The organism is Streptomyces venezuelae ATCC 10712, from assembly GCF_008639165.1.
Lineage (GTDB): Bacteria > Actinomycetota > Actinomycetes > Streptomycetales > Streptomycetaceae > Streptomyces > Streptomyces venezuelae.
The window spans coordinates 206,404-230,853 of the sequence record NZ_CP029197.1; the positions used below are offsets into that span (position 1 = coordinate 206,404).

22 protein-coding genes are annotated in these 24,450 nt (G+C 75.0%); 12 read left to right on the forward strand and 10 right to left on the reverse strand.

Features of this window, described 5'->3' with window-relative positions; translation table 11 throughout:
• Window positions 1-82: 82 nt before the first annotated feature.
• The 8 genes from DEJ43_RS00935 (at window position 83) to DEJ43_RS00970 (ending at window position 10,421) form a co-directional block, all read left to right on the forward strand.
• Entirely contained in the window at window positions 83-1,069 is a 987-nt protein-coding gene (locus tag DEJ43_RS00935; protein ID WP_145953683.1) for a hypothetical protein, read from the forward strand.
• On the forward strand, window positions 1,066-2,010 hold the full coding sequence (locus DEJ43_RS00940; RefSeq protein ID WP_015031403.1) for a hypothetical protein: 945 nt from the start codon (window positions 1,066-1,068) through the stop codon (window positions 2,008-2,010). The genes DEJ43_RS00935 and DEJ43_RS00940 overlap by 4 nt, the downstream gene beginning before the upstream one ends.
• Window positions 2,011-2,053: 43 nt before the next feature.
• The gene (locus tag DEJ43_RS00945) at window positions 2,054-2,611 is read left to right on the forward strand and encodes a hypothetical protein (protein ID WP_015031404.1); all 558 of its coding nucleotides are present in this window, start codon (window positions 2,054-2,056) and stop codon (window positions 2,609-2,611) included.
• Window positions 2,612-2,702: 91 nt separating this feature from the next.
• Complete coding sequence (locus DEJ43_RS00950) at window positions 2,703-4,469, forward strand: asparagine synthetase B family protein (RefSeq protein ID WP_086024622.1); 1,767 nt, start codon at window positions 2,703-2,705, stop codon at window positions 4,467-4,469.
• A 34-nt stretch (window positions 4,470-4,503) separates the two neighbouring features.
• Window positions 4,504-5,883 carry an aldehyde dehydrogenase family protein gene (locus tag DEJ43_RS00955; protein WP_015031406.1) on the forward strand — a complete coding sequence of 460 codons (1,380 nt, stop codon included), beginning with the start codon at window positions 4,504-4,506 and terminating at the stop codon, window positions 5,881-5,883.
• A gap of 252 nt (window positions 5,884-6,135) precedes the next feature.
• Window positions 6,136-7,029, forward strand: a complete 894-nt coding sequence (bdeA, locus tag DEJ43_RS00960; protein WP_015031407.1) for a bis(hydroxyethyl) terephthalate hydrolase — start codon at window positions 6,136-6,138, stop codon at window positions 7,027-7,029.
• Window positions 7,030-7,128: 99 nt separating this feature from the next.
• Window positions 7,129-9,849: a LuxR family transcriptional regulator gene (locus tag DEJ43_RS38495; RefSeq protein ID WP_078508845.1), complete on the forward strand. Its 2,721-nt coding sequence runs from the start codon at window positions 7,129-7,131 to the stop codon at window positions 9,847-9,849.
• Window positions 9,846-10,421, forward strand: coding sequence for a class I SAM-dependent methyltransferase (locus tag DEJ43_RS00970; protein ID WP_015031409.1), 576 nt, complete (start codon window positions 9,846-9,848; stop codon window positions 10,419-10,421). Before DEJ43_RS38495 ends, DEJ43_RS00970 begins: the two co-directional genes overlap by 4 nt.
• On the opposite strand, the gene DEJ43_RS00975 is transcribed toward DEJ43_RS00970, so the two are convergent.
• The 7 genes from DEJ43_RS00975 to DEJ43_RS01005 form a co-directional block, all read right to left on the reverse strand.
• Window positions 10,418-10,885: an NUDIX domain-containing protein gene (locus DEJ43_RS00975; protein WP_158506245.1), complete on the reverse strand. Its 468-nt coding sequence runs from the start codon at window positions 10,883-10,885 to the stop codon at window positions 10,418-10,420. The genes DEJ43_RS00970 and DEJ43_RS00975 overlap by 4 nt on opposite strands.
• A 110-nt stretch (window positions 10,886-10,995) precedes the next feature.
• Window positions 10,996-11,925, reverse strand: a complete 930-nt coding sequence (locus tag DEJ43_RS00980; protein ID WP_015031411.1) for a glutaminase — start codon at window positions 11,923-11,925, stop codon at window positions 10,996-10,998.
• Window positions 11,922-13,010 (reverse strand): enoyl-CoA hydratase/isomerase family protein, encoded by a 1,089-nt coding sequence (locus DEJ43_RS00985; protein WP_106433800.1) that lies wholly within the window; start codon window positions 13,008-13,010, stop codon window positions 11,922-11,924. Before DEJ43_RS00985 ends, DEJ43_RS00980 begins: the two co-directional genes overlap by 4 nt.
• A 292-nt stretch (window positions 13,011-13,302) precedes the next feature.
• Window positions 13,303-13,986, reverse strand: coding sequence for a GNAT family N-acetyltransferase (locus DEJ43_RS00990; protein ID WP_015031413.1), 684 nt, complete (start codon window positions 13,984-13,986; stop codon window positions 13,303-13,305).
• 286 nt (window positions 13,987-14,272) lie between these two features.
• A complete protein-coding gene (locus DEJ43_RS00995; RefSeq protein ID WP_041661932.1) occupies window positions 14,273-14,986 on the reverse strand; it encodes a ribonuclease H family protein in 714 nt (237 codons plus the stop codon).
• Between the two features lie 63 nt (window positions 14,987-15,049).
• A complete protein-coding gene (locus DEJ43_RS01000; RefSeq protein ID WP_015031415.1) occupies window positions 15,050-15,967 on the reverse strand; it encodes a phosphatase domain-containing protein in 918 nt (305 codons plus the stop codon).
• Window positions 15,968-15,969: 2 nt separating this feature from the next.
• Window positions 15,970-17,178 carry an RNA ligase gene (locus tag DEJ43_RS01005; protein ID WP_015031416.1) on the reverse strand — a complete coding sequence of 403 codons (1,209 nt, stop codon included), beginning with the start codon at window positions 17,176-17,178 and terminating at the stop codon, window positions 15,970-15,972.
• A gap of 190 nt (window positions 17,179-17,368) precedes the next feature.
• Between DEJ43_RS01005 and DEJ43_RS01010 the strand changes: the two genes are divergently transcribed.
• The 3 genes from DEJ43_RS01010 to DEJ43_RS01020 all read left to right on the forward strand — a co-directional run bounded on the left by DEJ43_RS01010 (window position 17,369) and on the right by DEJ43_RS01020 (window position 19,781).
• A complete protein-coding gene (locus DEJ43_RS01010) occupies window positions 17,369-17,680 on the forward strand; it encodes a hypothetical protein (RefSeq protein WP_041661936.1) in 312 nt (103 codons plus the stop codon).
• Between the two features lie 134 nt (window positions 17,681-17,814).
• Window positions 17,815-18,396 (forward strand): dienelactone hydrolase family protein, encoded by a 582-nt coding sequence (locus tag DEJ43_RS01015; protein WP_015031418.1) that lies wholly within the window; start codon window positions 17,815-17,817, stop codon window positions 18,394-18,396.
• A gap of 182 nt (window positions 18,397-18,578) precedes the next feature.
• Window positions 18,579-19,781, forward strand: a complete 1,203-nt coding sequence (locus DEJ43_RS01020) for a YncE family protein (RefSeq protein WP_015031419.1) — start codon at window positions 18,579-18,581, stop codon at window positions 19,779-19,781.
• A 6-nt stretch (window positions 19,782-19,787) separates the two neighbouring features.
• Here DEJ43_RS01020 and DEJ43_RS01025 read toward each other — a convergent pair whose 3' ends face one another.
• The gene (locus DEJ43_RS01025; protein ID WP_015031420.1) at window positions 19,788-20,357 is read right to left on the reverse strand and encodes an NADPH-dependent FMN reductase; all 570 of its coding nucleotides are present in this window, start codon (window positions 20,355-20,357) and stop codon (window positions 19,788-19,790) included.
• Between the two features lie 89 nt (window positions 20,358-20,446).
• A complete protein-coding gene (locus DEJ43_RS37945; protein ID WP_015031421.1) occupies window positions 20,447-21,826 on the reverse strand; it encodes a pentapeptide repeat-containing protein in 1,380 nt (459 codons plus the stop codon).
• 241 nt (window positions 21,827-22,067) lie between these two features.
• Here DEJ43_RS37945 and DEJ43_RS01035 point away from each other — a divergent pair, with 241 nt between their 5' ends.
• A complete protein-coding gene (locus tag DEJ43_RS01035) occupies window positions 22,068-23,447 on the forward strand; it encodes an NAD(P)/FAD-dependent oxidoreductase (RefSeq protein WP_041661937.1) in 1,380 nt (459 codons plus the stop codon).
• Window positions 23,448-23,566: 119 nt separating this feature from the next.
• Here DEJ43_RS01035 and DEJ43_RS01040 read toward each other — a convergent pair whose 3' ends face one another.
• Window positions 23,567-24,394, reverse strand: coding sequence for a hypothetical protein (locus DEJ43_RS01040; RefSeq protein ID WP_015031423.1), 828 nt, complete (start codon window positions 24,392-24,394; stop codon window positions 23,567-23,569).
• Window positions 24,395-24,450 lie beyond the last annotated feature (56 nt).

Here is a 24,450-nt window from a genome sequence, read left to right on the forward strand (position 1 = left end):
GTCGGCCAAGGAACGTACCGGACAGGTGTGTTCGCGCTGCACCAAGAGGTTCGCGCTGGACCCGAGGATCCACGGCCGGGGCATGAACGACCGGCGGATCAAGCGGATCGCGGAGAAGGCCACCGAGGGCGGCCGGCTGCGGATGACGGTCACCCAGCTCTGGTACCTCAGCCGCACCTCCAGCGGTACGTCTCCTGCCAGGCCCGCGCGCGGGATCAGGCCCGGCGTACGGTGGCTGGTGGCCGCGCCGCTCGCCGTCCTGCTGCTCGTGGCCGGGAACTTCGTGCCCGGCGTGCCCGGCGCGGTCACCGTCACCGCCGCCGTCGCGGTCGTGGTGACGGCCTCGCTGATGCGGTTCAGGCCCGCCACGAGGGCCTCGTCGTACATCACGCCCTCGGAGAGCCAGTTCCGGCAGATGATGGCCGGGCCGTGGGCGGTCGCCTACGGGAAGCCGCTGCCCCGTGTGGTGGACGACGGTCCGCACGCCCCTCATCCCCGCACTCCCCCTCCGGCGCGTCCCAGGGTCGTCATCCTCTGCACCGACCACGCGGCGGCCGTGTTCCTCCGGAGGAACGCCATCCCCGCCCGTCTGGACGCGCTCCTCGTCGAGGCAGCGCCCGGCGCCGCGCCCGAGGCGCTGGCGGACGCCCCTGCGGGGCTTCCGGTGGTGACGCTCCACGACGCCGACGCCCTGGGGGCGCTGCTCGCGCCGCTGCTGCGCCAGGCGCACCCTGACAGGGTCGTGGTGGACGCCGGGCTCCCGGTGACGGCGGTCCGGACCCGCCGGGGTGCCGTGCACCGGGTGTCGTCGGCGGCCACGCCGAGCGCCGCGGACCTCCGTTCCCTCGCGGGCCTGTCCGGGGCGGACGCCGCGTGGCTGGCGCAGGGGTACTGGAGCCCGCTCGCCGCCGTGCCGCCGCGCCGCCTTGAGGCGGCCGTCACGGCGGCCGTACGACGCGCGCTGGCCGCCCGGCCCGCCCGATCCACCGACGGCTTCCTGACCTGGCCGGCCGAGGTGCCGTCGCCGGGCGGCGGCCCGTCCCGTACGAAAGGCGCTGCGGCCGGATGAACCAGCGACACCTCCTGCCCCCGGGCGGCGGCCCGGCCGCCCGCTCCGGTCACCGCCCCGCCGCCGGGTTCGCCGCCCGGACGGTGGGCGGGCTCACCGGCCGCGCGATCACCGTGGCGGCCGGGCGCGCCGCCGAGCCCGGCGGACTGCGCTTCACCGAGCGGCAGCTCTACTACGAGACCTGCCGGGTGCTGAGCCCCGGTTCGGCCTTCCTGAGGGGCCGGATCGCGGGCACCCCCGCCCCGGTGCTGCGGCTGCCCGCCTTCACCCGGGCCCTCGACGAGCTTGGCCGGGAGAGTGTGCCGGGGCTGCTTCCGCCGCCGGTGGCGCCGCCCGCGCGGCCGTCCCGGCCGGAGGGGGCGGAGCGGTCGGAGCGACCGGAGCCCGACCTCTACGACTACGGGCTGCCCCGCCTGCTGCTCTGCCAGAGCCGGTCGATCGCCGGGATGCTGCTCGCCAACCACATCCACCTGGAGGCGGCCTGCCCGGTGCTCGCCGCCGACGACGCCCTGCCGCTGGACCCGAGGATGATCGCCGCCCTGGAACGGGCCGGCGGCGCCACGGTGCACGTCCTGCACGACGCGAGCCCCGCCGGGGTCGCGCTCCCGGCCCGGGTCCGGGCCACGCTGGGGCCGTTGTCCGGGGTCCGGGTCGTCTCCCTCGGTCTGGTGCCCCGGCACGTGGCCAGCCTGCGGCTGCCCACCGGGCGCGGTCCGAGGCCCGGTCCCGCCGGACTCGGCGCCCTGCCGGCCGCGCTGCGGCCGGGGGAGGCCGACTGGCTGGCCGGCGGGCGGTTCGCCGAGGTGGCCGCGGTGCCCCCGGCCCGGCTGCTGCGGACCGTGCTCCGCCTGACCAAAGGGCCACGACCGCCCCGCGACTCCCTGTGGAGCGGACTGCGCGGACTGCGCGGCACCGGCTTCATGACCTGGCCCGCCGCGTGACCCGTCCCGGCGCTCCCACCCACACACCCGAGGTACGCACCCCATGATCCGTCCCGAAGAGATCGGCTACGCGGACGAACTGCTCGCCGACGGCACCGTCCACCGCACCTACGAGAACGGCCTCGAGGAGTGGCGGCGCCGCACTCCTGGGCAGCCGCACGTCGTGCACTGGCACGACAACCGCGGCGCGTCGGGCACCGACGAGCTGCTCGGCGACCGCGTCATCAAGCGCTCCCTGGCCGACGGCACCGTCTCCTACGCCCGGGACATCGGCTACGGCCGCACCCTGTCGGCGCGCGGCGCGCAGGTCCTGGTCAACCGCAGCTCCTTCGGCGGCCGGATGGGCGTCCTGCTCGCCGGGCTCGGGGTGGCGACGCTCGCCGTGACCGCCGCCCAGCTGCCGCCGCTGAGCCTCTCCCCCGAGCAGGAGGAGGCGCTGCGACAGCAGCAGGCGCAGGCCTCGCAGTCCTCCGGCGGGGGCGGCGACAGCGGGGGCGGCGACGGCGGCGGTTCCGTCGACGGCGGCAGCGACGACGCGAACGACTGGGACGCGGCCTGGGACGGCGAAGGGGACGCCTGGAACGACGACGACTTCGGCTGAGCCGTACCCCGGCGTCCCGACGTCCCGGCGTCACCGCACCGCATCGCATCTCACGAGCGAACACACGGAGAAGGAGCAGTTCGTGGCACGCATGTGCGCCTGCCTCGCCACCACCACCGGGCAGGCCCGCGCCCACCTCGACGCGATGGGCGCCCTCGGGCCCGGCCATGTCCCGGCCGGGGTCCCGGGCGGCGAGCTGGCGCTGCTCCCCGGTGAACCCGGGCGCGCCGAGGGTCCGTTCACCGCGTACGGGCGGACGGCGGTCGGGGAGGTCACGCTGCACAACCGGCCGGTGCTGCTCGCCGCCCTCGCCGAGCGGGCCGCTCCCCCGTCGCCCGGCTGCCCCGACGGCGAACTGCTGCTGCGCTGCTGGGCGTTGCTCGGGGACTCCGGAGTGGCGCTGGCCGAGGGCATGTTCGTGCTCGCCGTGCTCGACGGCGAGGACCTGGTCCTGATCCGCGACCACGTCGGCGCCCGCACCCTGTTCTACGCACGTGCCGGCGGCGCCTGGGCGGCCTGCACTTCGCTGCGCGCGCTGCGCCGCTGGCCGGCCCTCGGCACCTCGATGAACCTGTCCGCGGTGCGGTCCTTCCTCACCTTCGCCTATCTGCCCGGCGAGGAGACGCTGCTGACCGGCGTACGGGAGCTGCTGCCCGGCCGGGTGCTCCGGCTGCACCGGGACGGCACGTCCTCGCAGACCGTCCACTGGGAGCCTCGGGAACGCGTCGAGGAGCCGGTGCCGGAGGATCCGGCCGGCCATGTGCTGGCGCTGCGGGCCCTGTTGGAGCAGGCGACGGCGAGCCGGCTGCCCGCCGCCGAACCGGCTGCCGTGCTCCTCTCCGGCGGCATCGACAGCTCTCTCGTCACGGCCCTGGCGGCGAAGCTCCACAGCCACCCGGTGCACACCTGGTCGATCAGCTTCGGCGACGACCTCCCGAACGAGCTGGGCTACTCGGGGCTCGTGGCCGCGCACTGCCACACCCGCCACCGGGTCCTGACGGTGTCGGGCGAGGCCGTGGCCGCGCGGCTCGCCGAGGCGGCGGCGCTGCTCGACAGCCCCGTCGGGGACCCGCTGACGGTGCCGAACCTGATGCTGGCCGAGGCCGTGGCCGCCGACGGCGCGACCGTCGTCCTCAACGGCGAGGGCGGGGACCCCGTCTTCGGCGGGCCGAAGAACCTTCCCATGCTGGTCCAGGAGATGCACCGGACGCCGGGTGCGCCGTGGGACGAGGACCGGGCGACCGCGTACCTGCGCTCGTACCGCAAGTGCTGGACCGACCTGCCGGAGCTGCTGACCGCCCCGGCGCTCGACGCGCTGCGGGACGCCCCGCCGCTGGAGCGGCACGTGGCGCCCTATCTGACCGCGGACGGCGCCGGCCCGTATCGGATGGGGCACCTCCTCAACCAGCTGCTCCACTGCAACCTGCGGACCAAGGGCGCCCACCACATCCTCACGAAGGTGGAGCGGCTGACCTCCTCCCAGGGGGTGGAGGGCCGTTCCCCGCTCTTCGACCGGTCGGTCGTCGACCACGCCTTCGCGACCCCGCCGTCCTTCAAGCTCCGTGGCACGGCGGAGAAGTGGATCCTCAAGGAGGCCGTACGGGACCTGCTCCCGGACACGGTGGTCGACCGGCCCAAGAGCGGGATGCGCGTTCCGGTCCAGCAGTGGCTGACGGGCCCGCTGCGCGAGCTGGGCCAGGACCTGCTCCTCGGCCCCAGGTCCCGGCAGCGCGGGCTCTTCCGGCCCGAGACCGTCCGCGCCTGGCTGCGCGGCGAGGGCGCCCTGCTGCCCCGGCAGGGCGGCAAGTTGTGGCTGGTGCTCACCCTGGAGCTCTGGCTCAGGTCGTACGACGTGTGAGAACGCCCCACTCCGGACCACGAAAGGCCCCCGCATGACCAGCGACGCGACCACCGGCACCGACGTCACCGCGCTCATCGACCCCCGCACCGGCGAGCCGCGCGGCACGGCCGTGTGCTCCCGGCTGCCCGAGGTGCGGGCCGCCGTGTCCGGCGCGCGCGCCGCGCTGCCGGGCTGGCGGGCGCTCACGCCCAAGGAGCGCTCGCGGCGCCTCGACCGGCTCGCGGCCCTCGTCGAGGAGCACGCGGAGGCGTACGCGGCCCGGGAGCGGGCCGGGACGGGCAAGCCGGAGGCGGAGGTGGCGGGCGAGATCGAGCAGGTCGCCGACCTGTTCCGGTTCTTCGCGACGGCGGCGAGGACCCGCACCGCGCCGGCCTCGGGGCTGCTGGTGGCGGGCCACGAGAGCTGGGTGCGCTGGGAGCCGGTCGGCGTGGTGGGCGTGGTGGTGCCCTGGAACTATCCGCTGCTGATGGCGGCCTGGCGGTGCGCCCCGGCGCTCGCCGCCGGGAACACGGTGGTGGCGAAGCCCGCCGAGACGACCCCCGACAGCCTGGAGCTCCTCGCGGAGCACGCGGCGGCCGCGCTGGGCCCGGGCGTCCTCTGCCACCTCCCCGGCGACCGCGAGACCGGCCGGCTGCTCGTCGCATCGGCCGTGGACATGGTGGCGTTCACCGGCAGCGGCCGGGCGGGGGCCGATGTGGCGGTCCGCGCGGGGACCCGGCGGGTCAGTCTGGAGCTGGGCGGCAACGCCCCGGCGATCGTGCTTCCGGACGCGCCCGCCGACACGTGGGCGTCCCTGGCGGAGGCCGTCACGTACAACGCGGGGCAGAGCTGCGCCGCTCCGGCCCGGGTCATCACCCTGGCCGAGAACTACGAGGCCGCCGTCGCCGAGTTGACGGAGGCGCTGGCCGCCCGGGTGGCGGGCCGGGACTTCGGCCCGCTCAACAACCCCGACCAGGCGGAGCGTTACGACCGGCTGGTCGCCGCCTCCGGCGCCAAGCGGAACGTCGCCGGGACCGTCGCCCCGGAGCCGGGCGAGGAGGCCGGACACTGGCGCCCGGCGCGGCTGCTCGCGGACCTGCCGGACGACGATCCGGCGGTCACCGAGGAGGTGTTCGGGCCGCTCCTCACCGTGCAGCGGGCCGAGGGGCCGGCGGAGGCCCTCGCCCTGGCGAACGGCGTGCCGCAGGCCCTCGCCGCGAGCGTGTGGACCGGCGACCTCTCGGCCGCGCTGGAGCTGACGGCGGCCCTGGACGCGGGCGAGACCTGGGTCAACTGCCACCTCGTCCAGACGGCGGAGCTCCCGCACGGCGGCCGGGGCGCCTCCGGACACGGCACGGACCTGAGCACCTTGGCGCTCCAGGAGTACCAGCGGCCCAAGACGGTCACGGTCCGGCTGGGACGCCGGATCTAGCCCGCGGTTCGCGCCGGACCGGGCCCGGGGGGCGGTGCGTGCGACCGGCCTGCGCGTTCGGCGTGCGGCCGGGCGGGCCGGACCGGCGGGAGTCGTCGGACGGCGCCGGTGAGTCGTGCCCCTCGGAGAAGACCGGTGATTCCGCCGATGCCCGTGGGACGTGGTGCCCGGACAGTGGCCGGGCCAGATCACGGCGTGGCCGCCGTCCGGACGCCCGGGCGGCGCCCCACGACACGAGAGGACGACTCCGTCATGACACGACACCTCGGCGCGGCCATGGCCGCCGCCTGTCTGACCCTGCTGCTCGCCCCCGGCGCCCAGGCCGCCGGCTCCGCTCCCGCGAGCGCGGCGGCGGCCGCGGACAACCCGTACGAGCGCGGCCCCGCGCCCACCCAGTCCAGCATCGAGGCACTGCGCGGCTCGTACGGCGTCGGCGAGACGTCCGTCTCCTCGCTCGCCGTCAGCGGCTTCGGCGGCGGCACGATCTACTACCCGACGTCCACGAGCGACGGCACGTTCGGCGCCGTGGTGATCTCGCCGGGGTTCACGGCCTACCAGTCCTCGATCGCGTGGCTCGGGCCGAGGCTGGCCTCCCAGGGGTTCGTGGTCTTCACCATCGACACCCTGACCACCCTCGACCAGCCCGACAGCCGTGGGCGGCAACTTCTGGCGGCCCTCGACTACCTGACCCAGCGCAGTTCCGTGCGGGGCCGCGTCGACGCCAGCCGGCTCGGCGTGATGGGGCACTCGATGGGCGGCGGCGGCACGCTCGAAGCGGCCAAGAGCCGACCGTCACTGAAGGCCGCCGTACCGCTGACCGGGTGGAACACGGACAAGACCTGGCCCGAGATCACCACCCCCACGCTCGTCATCGGCGCGGACGGCGACACGATCGCCCCCGTCGCCACCCACTCGGAGCCGTTCTACGAGAGCCTGCCCGGCTCCCTCGACAAGGCGTACCTGGAGCTCAACGGCGCCACGCACTTCACCCCGAACTCGTCGAACACGACGATCGCGAAGTACAGCCTCTCCTGGCTCAAGCGGTTCATCGACGACGACACCCGCTACGACCAGTTCCTGTGCCCGCTGCCGCGGCCGAGTCTGACGATCGACGAGTACCGGGGCACCTGCCCGCTCGGTTCCTGACGCCCTGTGCACCATCACAGAGCCGCGTTCCCGGGTCTGGGCCACTGCCCAGACCCGGGAACCTTCCGCCGTACCGTACGGCTCGGTAACGTGACCGCCGTGAGCGGAGCGACGCACCCCGCCGACGGCCCGCGGCTCTACGACCGAGCGGCCGAACTCTCCGCCGTGGCCCGCCTGTCGGCCCGTGCCGCAGCCGGACGCGGCGGTGTCCTGTTCGTCACCGGCAACCCCGGTGAGGGCCGCACCGCCCTCCTCCGCCGGGCGGCTCACGACTTTCCCGGTGCGGCGTACCGGGTCGCCGCGCCCCACCACCGGGGTCCCTGGAGCGCGGTACGGGCGCTGTTCGCGGAGCTCGCCCCCACCCCGGCGGCCGGGCGCCGGGCACTGCGGCTCGCGCGCGGCGAGGGCGGGCTGGCCCGGGGAGTGGCCGCCCTCGCCACCGGCACGGAAGCCGTGCTGCTCTGTGTGGACGACCTCCACCTGTGGGACGCGCATTCACGGGCCGCCCTCGCCGCGGCCTGGCAGGAGACGGGCGGGCGGAGGCAGGACCGGGTGGGGTGGCTGGTGTCGGCCGCGCGCCACCACCGGCTTCCCGAGGTGCCTGGGGCGGAGACGGTGCGGTTGGGCCGACTGACCGCGTCGGGGGCGCGGGCCCTGCTCGACGACCTGTGTCCGGTGGCCGCGCCGGCACCACCGGTCGGGGAGCGGCTGCTCGACGAGGCGGCCGGGCATCCCGGCGTCCTGACCGCGGCGGTACGGCGGCTGACCGTGCCTCAGCTCGCGGGGTCCCTGCCGCTGCCGCGGCCTGCGGTCGACGACACGGTCCTCGCCGAGGTGTACGGAGGACTGCTCCAACGCCTCCCCGCGGCCTCCCGCCGTCTGCTCGCCACGGTCGCCGTGGCGGCCCTCGCGGGCCGCGCGGGGGCCGGGGCCGACGCGGCGGGCACGGTGGCGTACGGCGTCGGCGGTGGCGGCGGGTCGGCGCCCGCCGGGGCGCGCGGCGCCCGTGCCTCGGCCGAGCCGCTGGAGGGACTGGTCGCGGACGGGCTGCTGCGCCGCCGCAGGGGTGGGGCGGTGGGCTTCGACGACCCCTTCCTGGGGCGCGCCGCGCTCGCCTCGGCCCGGCAGCCCTGGCGGGGCAGGACCCGCGCCCTCCACGCGCCCGGCGCGGACCGCGGTATTGACCGCCCGGCGGCGGCTCCGGCGCCCTCCGCGGACCGCCCGGCCCCGGGTTCGGCACCGTCCGCGGATCGCTCGGCGGCGGGTTCGGCGCTCGCGCGCAGTGAGGACCATCGTGCCGACCGGCTCGGGCCGTCCGCCGCCGTGCGCGCGCTCTCGCCGGTCGCCCGGGGCCGCGCGCAGCTGGTCCGGGGGCTCGCGGCACTGGCCGGTGGCCCGGTCATGGACGCGCACGAGGCGCTGCTGCAGGCGGCGGAACTGCTGCGGGAACGGGCGCCGGTGGAGGCGTCCGACGCGCGGTTCCTGGCGATGGAGGCGGCGTGGGCGGGCGGCGACGTGGAGGCCTGCCTGGCCGCTCTCGACGGCGGTGCGGAGGTGCGGGGGCTGGAGCGCGACTTCGCCGACGGGCTGAGCGCGGCGTTGACCGTACGACTGGACGACGCCCGCACGGCACTGGCGCGGGTGGTCGCGGGCGAAGGGGGCGCGGACGATCCCCGGTTGCTCCTCCGGGCCGGGGCCGCCGCGCTCGTCCTCGGCGACACCGCGGTGGCGGCCCGGATCCACGCCCGTGCGCTGGTCCGGGCGCGGGCGGAGCACCGTACCGCCCTGCTGCCCCACGCGCTCGAACAGCTCGCGTACGCCGAACTGCGGGCCGGCCGGTACGGCCGGGCCGCGCTCGCCGCGCGGGAGGGGCTGCGGACGGCGGAGGCGACGGGCCAGCACAACGTGGCGGCCCATCAGCACGCCGTACTGGCTCTGGTGGCGTCGGTGAAGGGCGACGGGTCAGCGGTGGCGGAGCACGCGGGGCGGGCGCTAGAGACGGCGGGACCGCACGGGCTCGTCCAGGCCGCGACGCTCGCGGAGTGGGCGCTGGCGCGGGCCGAACGGGGCCGGGGTCTGGCCGCCCAGGCGGCCGCGCGGCTCGTGCCGCTGGTCCGGCCCGGTCCCCGGGGCGGTCATTTCGCGCTGCGCATGCTGGTGGTCCCCTGCTTCGTGGAGACGGCGGTCGCGGCCGGCCGGAACGCGGAGGCCCGGGACGCGGCCGAGGAGTACGCGGTCTGGGCCGCGCTGGGCGTCGACGCAGCCGCGCAGGCGCAGTTGGCACGCTGCCGTGCCCTGCTCGCGGAGGGCGAGGCGTCCGCGTACTGGTTCCGTGAGGCGGTGCGCCGCCACGACAGCTGCGGGAACGACTTCGAGCGGGCCCGCACCCTCCTGGCGTACGGCACATGGCTGAGGCGCCGCCGACGACCGGGCGACGCGCGTGGTCCGCTGCGCGACGCCCTCGTGACCTTCGAGCGGGCCGCCGCCGAGGGCTGGGCCGAGCACGCGCGCTCCGAACTCCGTGCCACCGGAGGGGCATCGGGCGGGGCGAAGGATTCGGCGGCGCCGCCCGATCTGACCCCTCAGCAGCAGCGCATCGCCCGCCTCGTCGCGCGGGGCGCCACCAACCAGGAGGTCGCCGACCATCTCTCCCTCAGCCCCCGCACCGTGGACCACCATCTCCGCGGCGTCTTCGCCCGGCTGGGCATCCGGTCCCGTGTCGAACTCCCGGGCGTGGTGGACGGGTGGGACGCCGGTCGCCGGGAGGCAGGGGGCCGTCACACCGTCTCCGGGCCGGTGCCCCCGCAGCGCGCGGTGTGACCCGGGCGACGGAGCAGCGGCCCTCCTGGGGCTACCACCGGCTGCTCGGCGAGCGGCTCGCCCACGCCACGGCCGCCCTCGACGTCCAGACGGGCGGCGGGGAGGTCCTCGCCGGTGTGCCGACGCTGCCGCGGACGATGGTGGCCACCGAGTCGTGGCCACCCAACCTCGCGCGGGCCACCGCGCTCCTGCACCCGCGGGGCGCCATCGTCGTCGCCGATCCGGACAAGCCTCCGCTGCCCTTCCCCGACGCCGCGTTCGACCTCGTCACCAGCCGCCACCCCGCGACGGTGTGGTGGGCGGAGATCGCCCGCGTCCTGCGTCCGGGCGGCACCTATCTCGCCCAGCACTTCGGTCCCGCCAGCGTCTGGGAACTGGTCGAGTTCTTCCTGGGACCGCAGCCGGAGGCGGCCCGGCACCTGCGCAAGGTGATCTGGATCGTGCCGGGGTTCACGGTGGAGTCGCACCTGCCCCGGCCGCGCGCGCTCGACGCGCTGATCCGCGCGGAGGGTCCGTTCGTGGCCCACTCCTCGCGGACCCTCGTCGAGGCGCGCAGACCCGGGACGCCCTAACGCTCCAGGTACGCGGCGCGGGGGACGGCGCCCGACACCAGGGGGGCCATGTGCGCCCGGTAGCGGGGCGACAGGGTCTGCAGGGAGGTGATCTTCTCCAGCGGGATCCAGTCGAGGCCGATCTGGTCGATGTCCTGCTCGGTTCCGCCGACGAGTTCGGCGCTGCCGTCGACGGTGCAGAGGAAGACGACCTCGACCCGGTGGAAGTTCTCCTGGCTGAGCACTCCGGGATCCTCGGTCCAGCCCTCCAGGACCCAGAGGAGCGGGCCGACCCGCACCGTCAGCCCGGTCTCCTCGTGCACCTCGCGGCGGAGCGCGTCCGGCAGCAGCTCACCGGTCTCCTGGCCCCCTCCGGGAAGGAAGTGGCACTCCCGGCCGTTCCAGAGGTTCCGGGTGAGCAGGACGGATCCCTCATGGAGGACGACGGCCTTCGCGGAGGTGCGGATGCGGGTGGGGACGGTCATGGGGGTCTCCTCGGTCCGGGCGGTCGGCCACCCCGGCAGCATGCCCACGCCTACGGACGGCATGCCGCGCCCCGACCGACCGCGGGGGCGTGGCGTCTCGTCGGGGAGGGTCAGAAGACCGACAGGCCCGTGATGGTCGTGAAGCGGTCGAGGGCGGTCACGCCCGCCACCGAGTTTCCCCGGCTGTCGAGTCCCGGGCTCCAGACGCAGAGCGTGCAGCGGCCCGGGACGACGGCGACGACGGCTCCGCCGACGCCGCTCTTGCCCGGGAGGCCGACCCGGTAGGCGAAGTCGCCGGCGGCGTCGTAGGTGCCGCAGGTGAGCATGACGGCGTTGACCTGTTTGGCCTGGCTGCGGGTCAGCAGCCGGGTGCCGTCGGCGCGCAGTCCGTGGCGGGCCAGGAAGCCGGTGGCGAGGGCCAGGTCGGCGCAGGAGGCTTCCAGGGAGCACTGGCGGAAGTACTCGCGGAGCAGGTCGGGCACCGGGCCGGTAATGTTGCCGTAGGAGGCCATGAAGTGGGCGAGGGCCGCGTTCCGGTCGCCGTGGGTGGCTTCCGAGGCGGCCACGGCGGTGTCGAAGGCGAGTTCCGGGTTGCCGCTCTCGGCGCGCAGGAAGTTGAGCAGGCTGCCGGAGGCGTCGCCGGTGAGCCGGTGGAGGCGGTCGGTGACGACGAGGGCGCCGGCGTTGATGAACGGATTGCGCGGGATGCCGTTCTCGTACTCCAGCTGTACGAGGGAGTTGAACGGGTCGCCGGACGGCTCCCGGCCGACGTGGGCCCAGAGCGCGTCGCCCTCGCCTGCGAGGGCGAGCGCGAGGGTGAAGACCTTGGTGACGGACTGGGTGGAGAAGGGGCGGCGCCAGTCCCCCACCCCGTAGACGGTGCCGTCGAGTTCGGCCACGGCCATGCCGAAGTCGGCGGGGTCGCCGGCGGCGAGGGCCGGGATGTAGTCGGCCGGGGCGCCCCGGTCGGTGAGTCCGGCGATCTCCTCGGCGATGCGGTCGAGGACGGGCTGGAAGGAGGTGGTGGTGTACGTGGTCACGCGCTGTCCCGGGGCGCCCGGTCCTGGAGCGTGCGACGGGCCGCGGCGAGGCCGAGGTCGCCGCCCGGCGGGACGAGGAAGTAGCGGGCGACCGCCGCGTCGGTGACCTCGGGGAGCGTGGGCGGGGTCCAGCGGGGGTCGCGGTCCTTGTCGACGACCTGGGCGCGGATGCCCTCGACGAGGTCGGGGGTGGCCAGGGCGGCGCAGGAGGTCCGGTACTCCAGGTCGAGGACCTCCTCCAGGCTGCTGAGGGCGCGGGAGCGGCGCAGGGTGGCCAGGGTCGCCTTGAGGGCGGTCGGGGACTTGGTGAGGAGGGTGGCGGCCGCCTCCTTGGCGGCGGGCTCGCCGGTGTCGAAGAGGCGCTCGAGGACCGCTTCGACGGTCTCGGCGGCGTAGCAGGCGTCGATCCAGGGCCGCTGCTCGGCGAGGACTCCGGGCGGGGCGGTGGCCGTGTGGCGGGCGACGGCCTCCTCGGCCGCAAGCCGGGTCAGGTCGGCTGCCAGGGCGGGGAGTTCGGCGGCGGGCACGAAGTGGTCGGCGAGGCCGGTGAGGATCGCGTCGGCGGCGCCGATCCGGCCGCCGGTGAGGGCGAGGTGGGTGCCGAGTTCGCCGGGGGCGCGGCCGAGGAGGTGGGTGCCGCCGACGTCGGGGACGAAGCCGATGCCGGTCTCGGGCATGGCGAGCCGGGAGCGTTCGGTGACGACGCGGACGGAGCCGTGGGCGGAGACGCCGACGCCGCCGCCCATGACGATGCCGTCCATGAGGGCGACGTACGGTTTGGGGTAGCGGGCGATCCGGGCGTTGAGCCGGTACTCGTCCCGCCAGAAGGCGGCGGAGGCGGTTCCTCCGGCGCGGGCGTCGTCGTGGATGGCGCGGATGTCGCCGCCGGCGCAGAGGCCGCGGTCCCCGGCGCCCTCGATGACGACGGTGGTGACGGCCGGGTCGTGCTCCCATGCGTCGAGGGCCGCGTCGACGGCGAGGACCATGGCGTGGGTGAGCGCGTTGATGGCGCGGGGGCGGTGGAGGGTGATGAATCCGGCCCGGCCCTCCGTCCGGAGGAGTACGTCGGGGGTTCCGGTCGGCACGATCACTCGGTCCCTTCAGGCGGCGCGGCTCGCTGTCCCGGTCACCGTACCGGGCGGGCCCGGCCGGAGCCGACGCGGATCCGGGGGACGGCCCTGGTCAGTCGCGGTGGGCTCGCGCGCGGGGAAGGGGCGGGAAGGACTCATCCGCTTCTCGCGGATCCTGATTGCACGGTGCACGGTCCTGTGACGGCCGCTACCCCGCGTCCTCATGTGTCGAGTCCTTCCCGTCCCTTCCATGGAACCACCGCCCCGGCGGCGCCGCGAGCGCCCGCCGGGGCGGTGGGGGAAGGGCTCAGGCCGGGAGCAGATCCTGCGGGACGCGCACCTGGCGGGGGGTGGAGAGGCGGAGCTCGATGATGTCGCGGACGGTGGGCCATTCCTCGTCGAGGATCGAGTAGAAGGCCGTGTCGCGGACGGCTCCGTCGAGGCCGCGGGAGTGCGCTCTGCGGACGCCTTCGCAGCTCGCTCCGAGGCGCTCGATCGCGATTCTGGAGCGGGTGTTGCGGGCATCCGCGCGCATCGTGATGCGGCGGACGCCCCAGGCTTCGAAGGCGTGCCGGAGCATGAGGTACTTGGCCTCGGTGTTGATGCCGGTCCCCCGGGCGTCTCCGGCGATCCAGGTGTTCCCGATCTCGGCGGCGTCCGGCACGGAGGTCAGCGGATCTCCGTGGGGCATGCCGGGGACGGGCGGCCAGATCAGCGGCCCCCGCCAGTAGTCGAGTTCGAGGAACCGGGTCGAGCCGATGACTCGCTCGTCGGCCGTACTGACCAGGGCGAAGGGCAGGGATCGGCCTGCCGCCTGATCGGTGAGGGCGCGGGCGATGTAGTCGAGGGCCGATTCGAGGCCGTCGGGCACGGGGGTGAAGGCGTAGGCCGATCGGTCCGCCCCGCCGGCCCGGGCGAGGGCTTCGGCGTGCCGCATCGCCAGCGGCTCCAGGCGCACGGAGCGCCCGGTCAGGAGAACAGGTACTGGCACGGAACCTCGGGTCTTTCACGGGCAGGGAAAGCTTCCGCCGAGGGTTCGCCGCGGCGGCAGCAGGAGGGAGGTTCTCGCCGGTGCCGACCACGTCAAGAGAGCGACAAATGAGCAGGTAAAACGGTTCGTCACCGGTGGCGAGGAGGACAGTATGCAGCCACAAGCGCTCGGAGAACAGAACCCCCGGCGAACCCGGGTACACGCGTGGGTGAAGGCTCGCGCGCGCCCGGGTGGGCCGGTCTCATTCCACGGACGGGGCCGCCCGCCAGTCGGACGGCCGAGGGGCTCAGACGCAGGTGGGGTGGCCCCAGCCGTCGGAGTTCTTCGCGATGGTCTCGCCCTTGTCGTAGGCCTTGCCGCAGCGGCAGCGGCCGGAGAATCTCGCCTTCAGCGTGCCACCGGACGGGCGTGTCCCGCGGGGGGCCGATGAGCCCGCGGAAGCGCCCGCGGAACGGGACGGCGCTGAGGAGCGCGAGCGGGGCGCGGAGGCGCGTGTCGGGGCTTCCGGAGGCGGCAGCGGGGACCCGCCGAAGGACTCCGCCGAGCCGATGGCCTGCTGCGTCCGGGCGGTGTGGCTGGCCGCGCGGTCGGCCGCGTCGTTGAGGGGGTCGCCGTCGACCTGGTGCGCGGGGACGTAGACGAAGTCGACGTCCCGGCCGGTGAGGAGGGCGTCGATGCGGACGACGAGGTCCTTGTTGGCCACGGGGCTGCCGGAGGAGGTCTTCCAGCCCTTGCGGCGCCAGCCGGGCAGCCAGGTCGTGACGGCCTTCATGGCGTACTGCGAGTCCATCCGGACCTCGACCGGCACGGCCGGGTCCAGCTCTTCGAGGAGCCGTTCCAGGGCCGTGAGTTCGGCCACGTTGTTCGTCGCCCGGCCGAGCGGGCCCGCCTCCCAGCGCTCGATCGCTCCGTCGGCTCGCCCGATGACCCATGCCCAGGCCGCGGGGCCGGGGTTTCCCTTCGACGCGCCGTCGCACGCCGCGATGATCTTTTCCACCATCCCACGATCCTGACACGGCGCCGGGGGCGGGCGGGCCCACCCCCGGCGCCGGGCGTCTCGCGGTCAGAAGGCGCCGTAGTTGACCTGCCAGGTGGGCAGGCCCATCCGGCGCCACAGGGCGACGACGCGGTCACGGTCGTCGAGCGAGACGCGGACCGCGTACCGGTGGCGCACGTGGGCGTCGAACAGCTCGGCCTTCACGAGGTCGTCGCCCCGGCCGTCGCCGGAGGCCCGCATCCACAGTTCGTCGTACGGCACCTCGTGGTGGGCGAGCCAGCTCTCGGTGAGCGCGCGGTGGTCCTCGCTGCGGCCGGAGAGCAGCACGATCCGGTCCCGCTCGGTGTGCCGGAAGGCGCGCAGGGCGTCCCGCACCGACACGTTGAGCAGGTCGCGGTCGCAGCGGCTGAAGTCGTACGGGCCTCGGTCGACGCGCAGCGCGAGGGTGCCGTCGATGTCGCACATGACGGCGCCGGGCAGGCTCGGGTCGGGGACGTACGGCTCGCCGAGGGTGGGCCGGTCGTTGAGCCACTCCGCGGTGAGCCGCCAGCCGCCCCGGGTGGCCTTGGCGTGCTTGTCGGCGAGGATGCGGATGATCTCCTCGCCGACCGGCCGCTCGCGGGCGGCGTCGCGGCGGACGCACTCGTCGACCGGGACGTCGGTGAAGTCGTGGACGGCGAAGGTGGCGAGGCCGCCCACGGCGGCCTTCAGCCGCTTCGGGATGTGCGGGGTCAGATGGGTGTTGTCGACGACGACGTCGAAGCCGTCGTCGACGGCCGCGCGGACGGCGGCGTCCTGGATGCCGAGCACGGTCCGCTCGTGCTCGCGGGAGCGGCCGCGGTCCGCCGAGGGGACGTCGAGCATGGCCCGGAGGTCGTCGAGGTTGACGCGGCGGACGCGTCCCTCGGCGGCGGCCTGGAGGGCGCGGGCGGCCGTCGTCTTCCCGGAGGCCGGGAGGCCGGTCATGACATGGACGACAGGCACGGTCAGTTCTCCTGGTCGTTGGCGAAGGGGTCGGAGGCCTCGGGGCGCAGCTGGCGCCAGAGGAGGAGGTCGGTGGGGCGCCCGTCGAGGCGCAGGAAGAGGGCGGCGCGCAGACCCCGGTCGGGTATCCCGGCGGCGGCACGGGCGAAGGCGCCCCGGTCGCCGGCGAGGTGCGCCAGCCGGGCGTACGCCTCGTCGACGGCCCGCTCGCGCTCCGCGGCGGCCGTTTCGAGGCGGCTGATCACCTCGCGCACCCAGGCGTCGAACTCGTCCGGCACCTGCTCCAGGAGGGCGTCGAGCGGCTTGCCGCCGGAGTCCTCGACGTCGGCGACGGAGCAGCCGAGGCCCTTGGCGATGGCGCCGGCCGGGAGGGCGGCGAAGCGCTGGATGCCGTGGCCGCGCCAGATGTCGCGTTCCGTGACGCCGGTGAGCACCTTGTGGAGGCGGACGTACTCGGCGAGCTTGGCCTTGGCCCGCAGGCCGGAGGCGAAGCGCAGGACGAAGCCCTCGGCGTCGGTGCCGGTGGCCCGGGCGCCGCCGGGCAGGGTGTTGGACTCGGTCAGGGCGACGAGCTCGGCGACGCTCATGGCCGGCCAGGCGCGGACGACGGAGCCGACCGGACGCCATGCCGTGGCGGCCTCGGCGAGCGGGATCTCCGTGCCGTCGGCGCCGAAGGCGGCGAGCAGCACGAGGTCGCGGCGCTCGCCGTAGTTCACGACGATGCGGTTGCCCGGGTAGAGGATCTCGGCGAGGTACGTGACGCCGGGGGTCAGGGCGGAGGTGTCGGCGGCGTCGAAGCGGCGCTGCGCCCAGGTCGCCTGGACGCTGGTGAAGGAGCCCTTGGAGGCGACGTGCCAGCGGTCGGCGTAGTGGAAGACGACGGCGAGGCTGCCGTCGACCTTGTCGTACACCTCGAAGGGTTCGTCGGGCAGCGGCGGCGCGTAGGGGCGGCCGGTGGCGTGCTCGGAGACGTTGAAGAACTTGGGGAGGGGGAGGGCGACGATCCGTCCGCTGGTGTCGTCGGCGACGAGTCCGCGGCAGCGGGTGGTCGCCCGGTTCCAGTGCTGGGCGTACTGGCACGCGCGCGTGTACGTGTAGATCGACAGCGGCAGCTCGGGGTGCCGCTTGCGCGTGACGTGCCCGTCCGCGAGTGCCGCGGCGAGTTCCTCGGACGGCATCAGGTCGTGCAGAGTCAGGGTCTCCTGGCTCATGGGGTCCCTCCCGGGTGTTCGATGATCCATGATCGGCCGCCGGGTCCGGGAAGGACAGCGAATATCGGACGTACGCGCGCGTGGCCGGCGGGAGTGCGGGCGCCCCGTCCCGGTCGTGTCAGTGGTGCCCCGTAGACTCGCCGTCTCCCCGCCGGTGACGACACCGGCGCAGACGAAGGAAGCGAGCCCCATGAACCACGCGGACGGCACGGCACCGATCTACGCCGAGCTCATACGGGAGCGGGGGGATGTTCCGGGTGACGTCCGCCAGGTGGCCGAGGACGTCCTGCGGGACCTGAGCCGCGTCATCCCGGTGCCGCCGCAGGGTGCTCAGGGGCCGCAGGGCGCCGTCGCGCACGGCGGGCAGGTCGCGCACGCGGGGGCCGTGGCGCACGGCGGTCCGGCCGGTCACCCGGGCGTCGGCGGGCCGATGGGCGTCGGCGGTCCCTCGGGCGTGGTGGGCCAGGCCGGTGCCGTCCTGCCGCACCGTCCGATGCGCTAGGACCCGTGGGACCCGAGCCGAGAGCCACGCCGGTCGGCGTGCTCCGGGCGTTGTCAGTGGCGTGCGCCATGCTGCTTCCCGATCGGTCCGTGCCGCGGTGGGGCGGGCCCGTACGGTGAACTGGGGATGACGACATGGCCGAGGTTCTGCTCTTCCACCACGCTCTCGGGCTGACCGACGGCGTCGGCGCGTTCGCCGAGGAGCTGCGGCGGGTCGGGCACACGGTGCACGTGCCCGACCTGTACGAGGGGCGCACGTTCACCGACCTGGAGGCCGGGGCGGGGTACGCCCAGGAGATCGGCTTCGGCACGCTCGTGGCGCGGGGCGAGCGGGCGGCCGAGGGGCTGCCCGCCGGACTCGTCCTCGCCGGGTTCTCGCTCGGGGTGCTGCCCGCCCAGAAGCTCGCCCAGACCCGGCCCGGGGCGCTCGGCGCCCTGTTGTTCAGCGCCTGCGTGCCGGTGACGGAGTTCGGCGGGGCCTGGCCGGCCGGTGTCCCCGCGCAGGTGCACGGGATGGACGCCGATCCCTACTTCGCCGGCGAGGGCGACCTGGCGACGGCCCGCGCGCTGGTCGCGGACGCGCCGGACCGCAGACTGTTCCTGTATCCGGGGGCCTCGCACCTGTTCGCGGAGTACGGCGCGGAGTCCTACGTGCCGGAGGCGGCGGCGCTGTGCCTGGAGCGGGTGCAGTGCTTCCTGGACGGCGTCGAGCGCTGAGGACCTGGCGGGCCGGGCCGGCGGGGTCGACCGATCGGTTGACCCCGTTGTCGTCCGTCCCGCCCCCGGGCGGGAGCCGGCCGTCGGACCGTACGGCGCCGGGCGCGGGCGGAGGATCGGGGCAGGGTGCGGGCCCGTCCCCCGTCGGCGCCGCCCGCCTTCGCCGTACCGAGGAGTCCGCCATGACGAAGTACCGCCGTGCGTCCCGTACCGCCCGGGTCCTGCTGCCCGGGGCGGTGGCCGTGGCCCTGCTCTCCGGGTGCGCGCAGGGCTCCGGAGGGGCGGCCTCCGCGGCGGGTTCGACCCCGCCCGCCGGGGCCGCGACCACGCCGGCCACGGCGGATTCCCCCGGCACCGCGCCGCCCACGGCCGGTTCCTCCGGCGCTGTGCGGCCCGCGCCGACGGGCAGGCTCGCGCCGGGCACGCTGCTGGTCAGCGACTTCGGCGCCGACACGGTCACCTTCGTCGACCCGGCGCGCGGCGCCACCGGCTCCGTGAAGGTCGGCACCGCTCCGTACGGTCTGGTCGTCGGGAAGGACGGCCGGGCCTGGGTGGCGACCGCCGAGGGCGTCGCCGTCGTCGACACCACGACCCGTGAGCGGCTGGCGCTCGTCCCGTACGAGACGGACACCGGGCCGGTGACCACGGGCGAGTACCGGGGCGGCGGCATGGGCATCGCGCTCGCGCCGGACGGCCGGCGGGTGTACGTCGGGGTCAACGTGCCCGGCGGGAACGGCACCCTCGAAGTGATCGACACGGCGGCGCTGCGGGTCACGGACACGGTGGAGGTCGGCCGGCGGCCCTTCGACGTGGACGTGTCCAGGGACGGCGCCGAGGTGTACGCGACGAACCACGACTCCTTCGACGTCACGATCGTCGGCGCCGGGACGCTGAAGACGCGCCGGGTGGAGGTCGCCCCCTACGGCACGGAGGGCGGGCTCGGTTCCTGGCTGAAGCCGCACTACACGGCCGTCCGGCCCTCGGACGGCAAGCTGCTGCTCCCCTTCGAGGGCGAGCGGCTCGCGGTGGTCGACCCGCGGACGGGCCGGACGACGATCGAGCCCATGACCGCGAACACCCACCAGCACGGCGCCACGGTGACCCCCGACGGGACGCTCCTGGCGGTGGGCACGGGGCCGATCGACCCGGACGAGGACCGCGGCCCCTCGCTGACCGTGCGGACCCCGGGCGGCGCGGAGCGGGTCTACCCCCTGGAGGGGCCGCACGAGGACGTGGCCGTGTCGAAGGACGGGCGCACCGCCTATGTGACCGGCGGCTTCACCCGCGACGGCTACTGGGACGGTCTCAGCGTCGTCGACCTCGACACGGGCGAGACCCGCCGTCTCGCGGCGGGCTCGCGTCCGCTGGGGGTCGTGGTCCTCTGACCGCGCTCAGCGCTGGGGCAGGACGGTGAGCACCCGCTCGATGAAGGTCTTGAAGTCGGCCATGAAGTCGGTCAGGAACTGCTGGGTCGTCGGGTCGGTGACCTCGCCGTCCGGTGTGAAGAGCCCGGGGACGAACTGGATGTAGGCCTCGGGGGCGTTCATCTGCGGGGAGTTGCAGAAGCTGAGCACCGATCGGAGGCTCTGCTGGGCGACGGCGGTGCCGATCTTGCCGGGCGAGGCGCCGATGACGGCCGAGGGCTTGTGGGTGAAGGAGTTGGTGCCCCAGGGGCGGCTGGCCCAGTCGATGGCGTTCTTGAGGCCGCCGGGGATGGACCGGTTGTACTCGGGGGTGACGAAGAGGACGGCGTCGACGGCGGCGATGGCGTCCTTGAGGGCCCGGCCCTCGGGCGGGTAGTCCGCGTCGAAGTCGTGGTTGTAGAGCGGCAGGTCCTTGATGGGGATCTCCTGGAACTCCAGGTCCGCCGGCGCCACCCGGAGCAGGGCGCGGGAGAGGATCCTGTTGATGGAGTCCTTCGACAGGCTGCCGACGAAGTAGCCGACCCGGTACGTGGTCATGCGAGCGGTCCCGCCTTCCGCGAGGGTGCACAGGGAACGCGGCCCCGGACGGCCGGCACCGCCCGGAACCCCGAGGCAACGTAACCCGCTCACCCCGCCCCGGCGACCGGAGGCCGGGCCGGGCAGGGGCGCCGCGACTCCGGCGGGGGCAGCGGCTCGCCCCTCTCCGCGTCCGGGGGCAGGCCGACCGCGCCGCTCAGGTCGACGCCGGTGAGGTCCGCGCCGGCCAGAGTCGCGCCCGTGAGATCGGTGCCGAGCAGATCGGCTCCGCGGAGGTCGGCGCCCGTCAGCAGCGCGCCGGCCAGGTTCGCGTGGCTGAGGTCGGCATGGCGCAGATCGGCGCGGGTCAGGTTGGCGCCGGTCTTCGCCCGCCCCTCCGGGAGGTCCGGAGGGAACGACAGCTGCGCGTTGTTCAGCACCGCGTTGCAGAGGTTCGCGCCGCCCAGTTGGGCGCCGGTGAGGTCGGCGTTGCGGAGCTCGGCGCCCGTCAGGTCCGCCCGGAAGAGGAAGGAGCCGGTCAGGTCGGCGTCGTCCAGGTGGGCTCCGGCGAGTCGCCCGCCCTCGGCGACGGAGGAGAAGTCCTCGACCGAGGAGAAGCGGGCGCCCGGGAGCTGCGCTTCCTGGAGGTACGCGCCGGTCAGGTCGGTCCGGACGAAGTCCGCCTTCGGAAGCTTCGCACCGCGGAGCACCGCCCCCTTCAGGACGGAATCGCGGACATGCGCCCCCTCGGCGTCCACGCCCGTGAGGTCGGCGCCCGTGAGGTCCACCCGGGTGAGTTCGGCGCCGGCCAGTCGCGCGCCGTCGAGGAAGGCCCGGCTCAGGTCCACCGCCGTGAACCGCGCGTCACGCAGGTCGGAGTTCTTCAGTCTGCTTCCGCCGAACGGGAACCGGGGCACCTTGGGCGGCCCGCCGGGCACCTGGCTGCCGACCGCCAGCCGGAGGCCCCGCAGGTCGCTGTCGGACCAGTCGACGACCGCGGAGCCGTCGCGGCCGGGCGGCCGGTCCGCCAGGACGCCGATGACGGCCACGACGGGCGGAGGGAGGGTGGGGGGCGCGGCACCCGCCTTGTGCGCGGCGAAGCCGCCGGCCGGGACGGGGGCGTGGGACCGTACGAATGCGGAGAGCACCGAGACGATCCTCGGCTGGTCACGCGCCGAGTCCTCCATGATCCGCTCCAGGGCGTAGACGCCGCCGAAGGTCAGTTCCTCGTCGTCCTCCCCGAGCTGCTCGATCGCGGCGGTGAACCGCTCGGTGATCTGCCCCTGTTCGGCGACGCGTAGTTCGGCGTTGCCCTGCTTGAGGGTGTCGGTGCCCTCCTTCCACGTGAGGGTCAGTGCGACGACGGCCGCAAGACCCGGCAGGAGCGAGCCGGCGATGAGCCACGGTGACGTACGGGAGGTGTGCCGGCGGCCTTCGGTGGCGCGCGGCCGAGGGCCGTCCCGGCGGAGGCGTGACCGGTCTTCTGTCATGTCCCCATGGCACCCGACGGGACGGCGTCGCGCCTGCCCGGGACTCGCCGGACAAGGGTGGTGAGACGGCGGGGACGGGGTAGCCGAGCGCATAGCGGTGGCGGGGCCGAGGCCTCTCGGGCCGAAGCGGACCACGTCGAGGAGCGATACCACCGCAATGACGATAAAAAGAGTGAACTACAGATATCCAGCCTAAATATCGCTATACGGGCTCCACGCTCATGAGAGAAGGGCGGACAGCGTGACGCGACCGAGGATTCTCGTGGTGGGCGCCGGATTCGCCGGGGTCGGCTGCGTACGGCGGCTCGAACGACGCCTCGCGGAGCGGGAGGCGCAGCTCACGCTGCTCTCGCCGTTCTCGTACCAGCTGTACCTCCCGCTGCTCCCCCAGGTGGCGGCGGGGGTGCTGACCCCGCAGTCGGTCGCGCTGTCGCTGCGGCGCAGCGAACGGCACCGTACCCGGATCGTGCCCGGCGGCGTGGTCGGCGTGGACACGGCCGCCAAGGCCTGCGTGGTGCGGACGATCGCCGGCGAGTACGTGACCGAGCCGTACGACCATCTCGTGCTCGCGCCCGGCAGCGTGACGCGGAGCTTCGACATTCCGGGGCTCGCCGAGCACGCGCGGGGCATGAAGACGCTCGCGGAGGCCGTGTACATCCGCGACCACGTCATCGCCCAGCTGGACCTGGCGGACGCGAGCAACGACGAGGAGGAGCGGGCCGCGCGGCTGAGGTTCGTGGTGGTCGGCGGCGGATACGCGGGTACGGAGACGGCGGCCTGTCTCCAGCTGCTCACGCACAACGCGGCCAAGCGGTACCCCAGGATCGATCCGAAGCTGATCAAGTGGCACCTGGTCGACATCGCCCCGAAGCTGATGCCCGAACTGGGCGACAAGCTGGGCGCCGCCGCCCTGGACATCCTGACGAAGCGCGGCATCGAGGTGTCCCTCGGGGTCTCCGTGGCCTCGGTGGACGACCAGGCGGTGACGCTCACGGACGGGCGGGTGCTGCCGAGCCGCACGCTGATCTGGACGGCCGGGGTGGCCGCGAGTCCGCTGATCGGCACGGTCGGCGCGGAGACGTTCCGTGGCCGGCTCGTCGTCTCGCCCGAGATGGCGGTGCCGGGGGTCGACGGAGTGTGGGCGCTGGGCGACGCGGCGGCCGTCCCCGACCTCGCGAAGGGCGAGGAGGGCGCGATCTGCCCGCCCACCGCGCAGCACGCGATGCGGCAGGGAAAGGCGCTCGCCGACAACCTGGTCGCGACGCTGCGCGGCGAGCCGACCCGCCCGTACACCCACAAGGACCTGGGCCTCGTGGTCGACCTCGGCGGTCTCGACGGGGTGTCGAAGCCGCTCGGCGTCGAGCTGCACGGGGCGCCCGCGCAGGCCGTGGCCCGCGCCTACCACTGGGCGGCGCTGCGGACCAATGTGGCCAAGACCCGGGTGATGACGAACTGGCTGCTGAACGCGGTGGCCGGGGACGACTTCGTACGGACCGGGTTCCTGGCGGCGAAGTCGGGCACCTTGCGGGACTTCGAGTACACCGACGCGTATCTGACCCCGGAACAGGTCCGCCTGCACACGGGCGCGTTCCGGGGGACGGTGGGAAGCGGCGGGTCCTGACCCCGGGCGCCGGGGCCGGCCGCACGCCGGGTCGAGTCCGGCGGCGGGCCTCGACCCGGCGGCGCCGGCGGGCCCGGCCGACCCGCGGTCCCGGTCCCGCGCCCCCCTCTCCGCCTTCCTCAGCGGGCCAGTTCGGGGGCGGGGCCCATGACGATCACGGGCTCCCTCGCCGGGTCGAGCGCGCGGATCAGTTCGCGCAGCGACTCGCGTTCCAGGGCCACGCAGGCCTGGGTGGGGCCGCCGTGGTCGACGTGGATCCAGACCCCGCCGCCCTTCTCCGCGCCGAGCGGGCGCTCCTTGTCCAGCGGCGTCCTGCCCGGCACCCGGTTGTAGTCGATGGCGACCACGTGGTCGAAGGAGCCTTCGAGGGACTCGCCGGAGAAGCCCGTACCGCTGATGGCGAACTCCTCGTCCTGGTCGTACGGGAGGCGGGAGCCCGGGTCGGGGAGTCGCCCGCCCGCGTCACCGAGCCGGAACACCCCGATCGGGGTGCGCAGGTCGCCCGCGGTGTGGTCGGAGGTCCAGCCCTGGAGCGCGTTGTGGGCGGGCCACGGGCCGGCGGACTCGGTCCAGCGGCCGCCGGGGTCCCGCTCGTACAGGGTGGCGGTGGAGGTGTTGTCGTCGGCGGTGGCGCCGGTGACGACGAGGGCCTGGGTGGTGCCGTCGGGGACGAGGGCCTGGGTGACGGGGCCGACGCCGGGGAGCCGGGGGGCGGGGACCGGTGCGGAGGCGAGGGTGTTGGCCGGCTCCCCCGGCCCGCCGGCCTCGGGAGCGGCGCCGGGCCGGGCTCCTTGGGGGCGGGCGTCACCGGCGGGCGGTGCCGCGGCGGCCGTCCCTGCGGGCGCGGCGGGGGTGGGGGGCGCGGTGCTCGCGCAGCCGGAGAGCAACAGGGCCGCGCACAGCGTGCCGGCGCCCAGCAGCGCGGGGGCGCCCTTGCGGACGGACATGGACGGATCCTTCTGGCCGGGGGCGGTGCTGCGATCCGTACCCGTTCGGCGGCTCC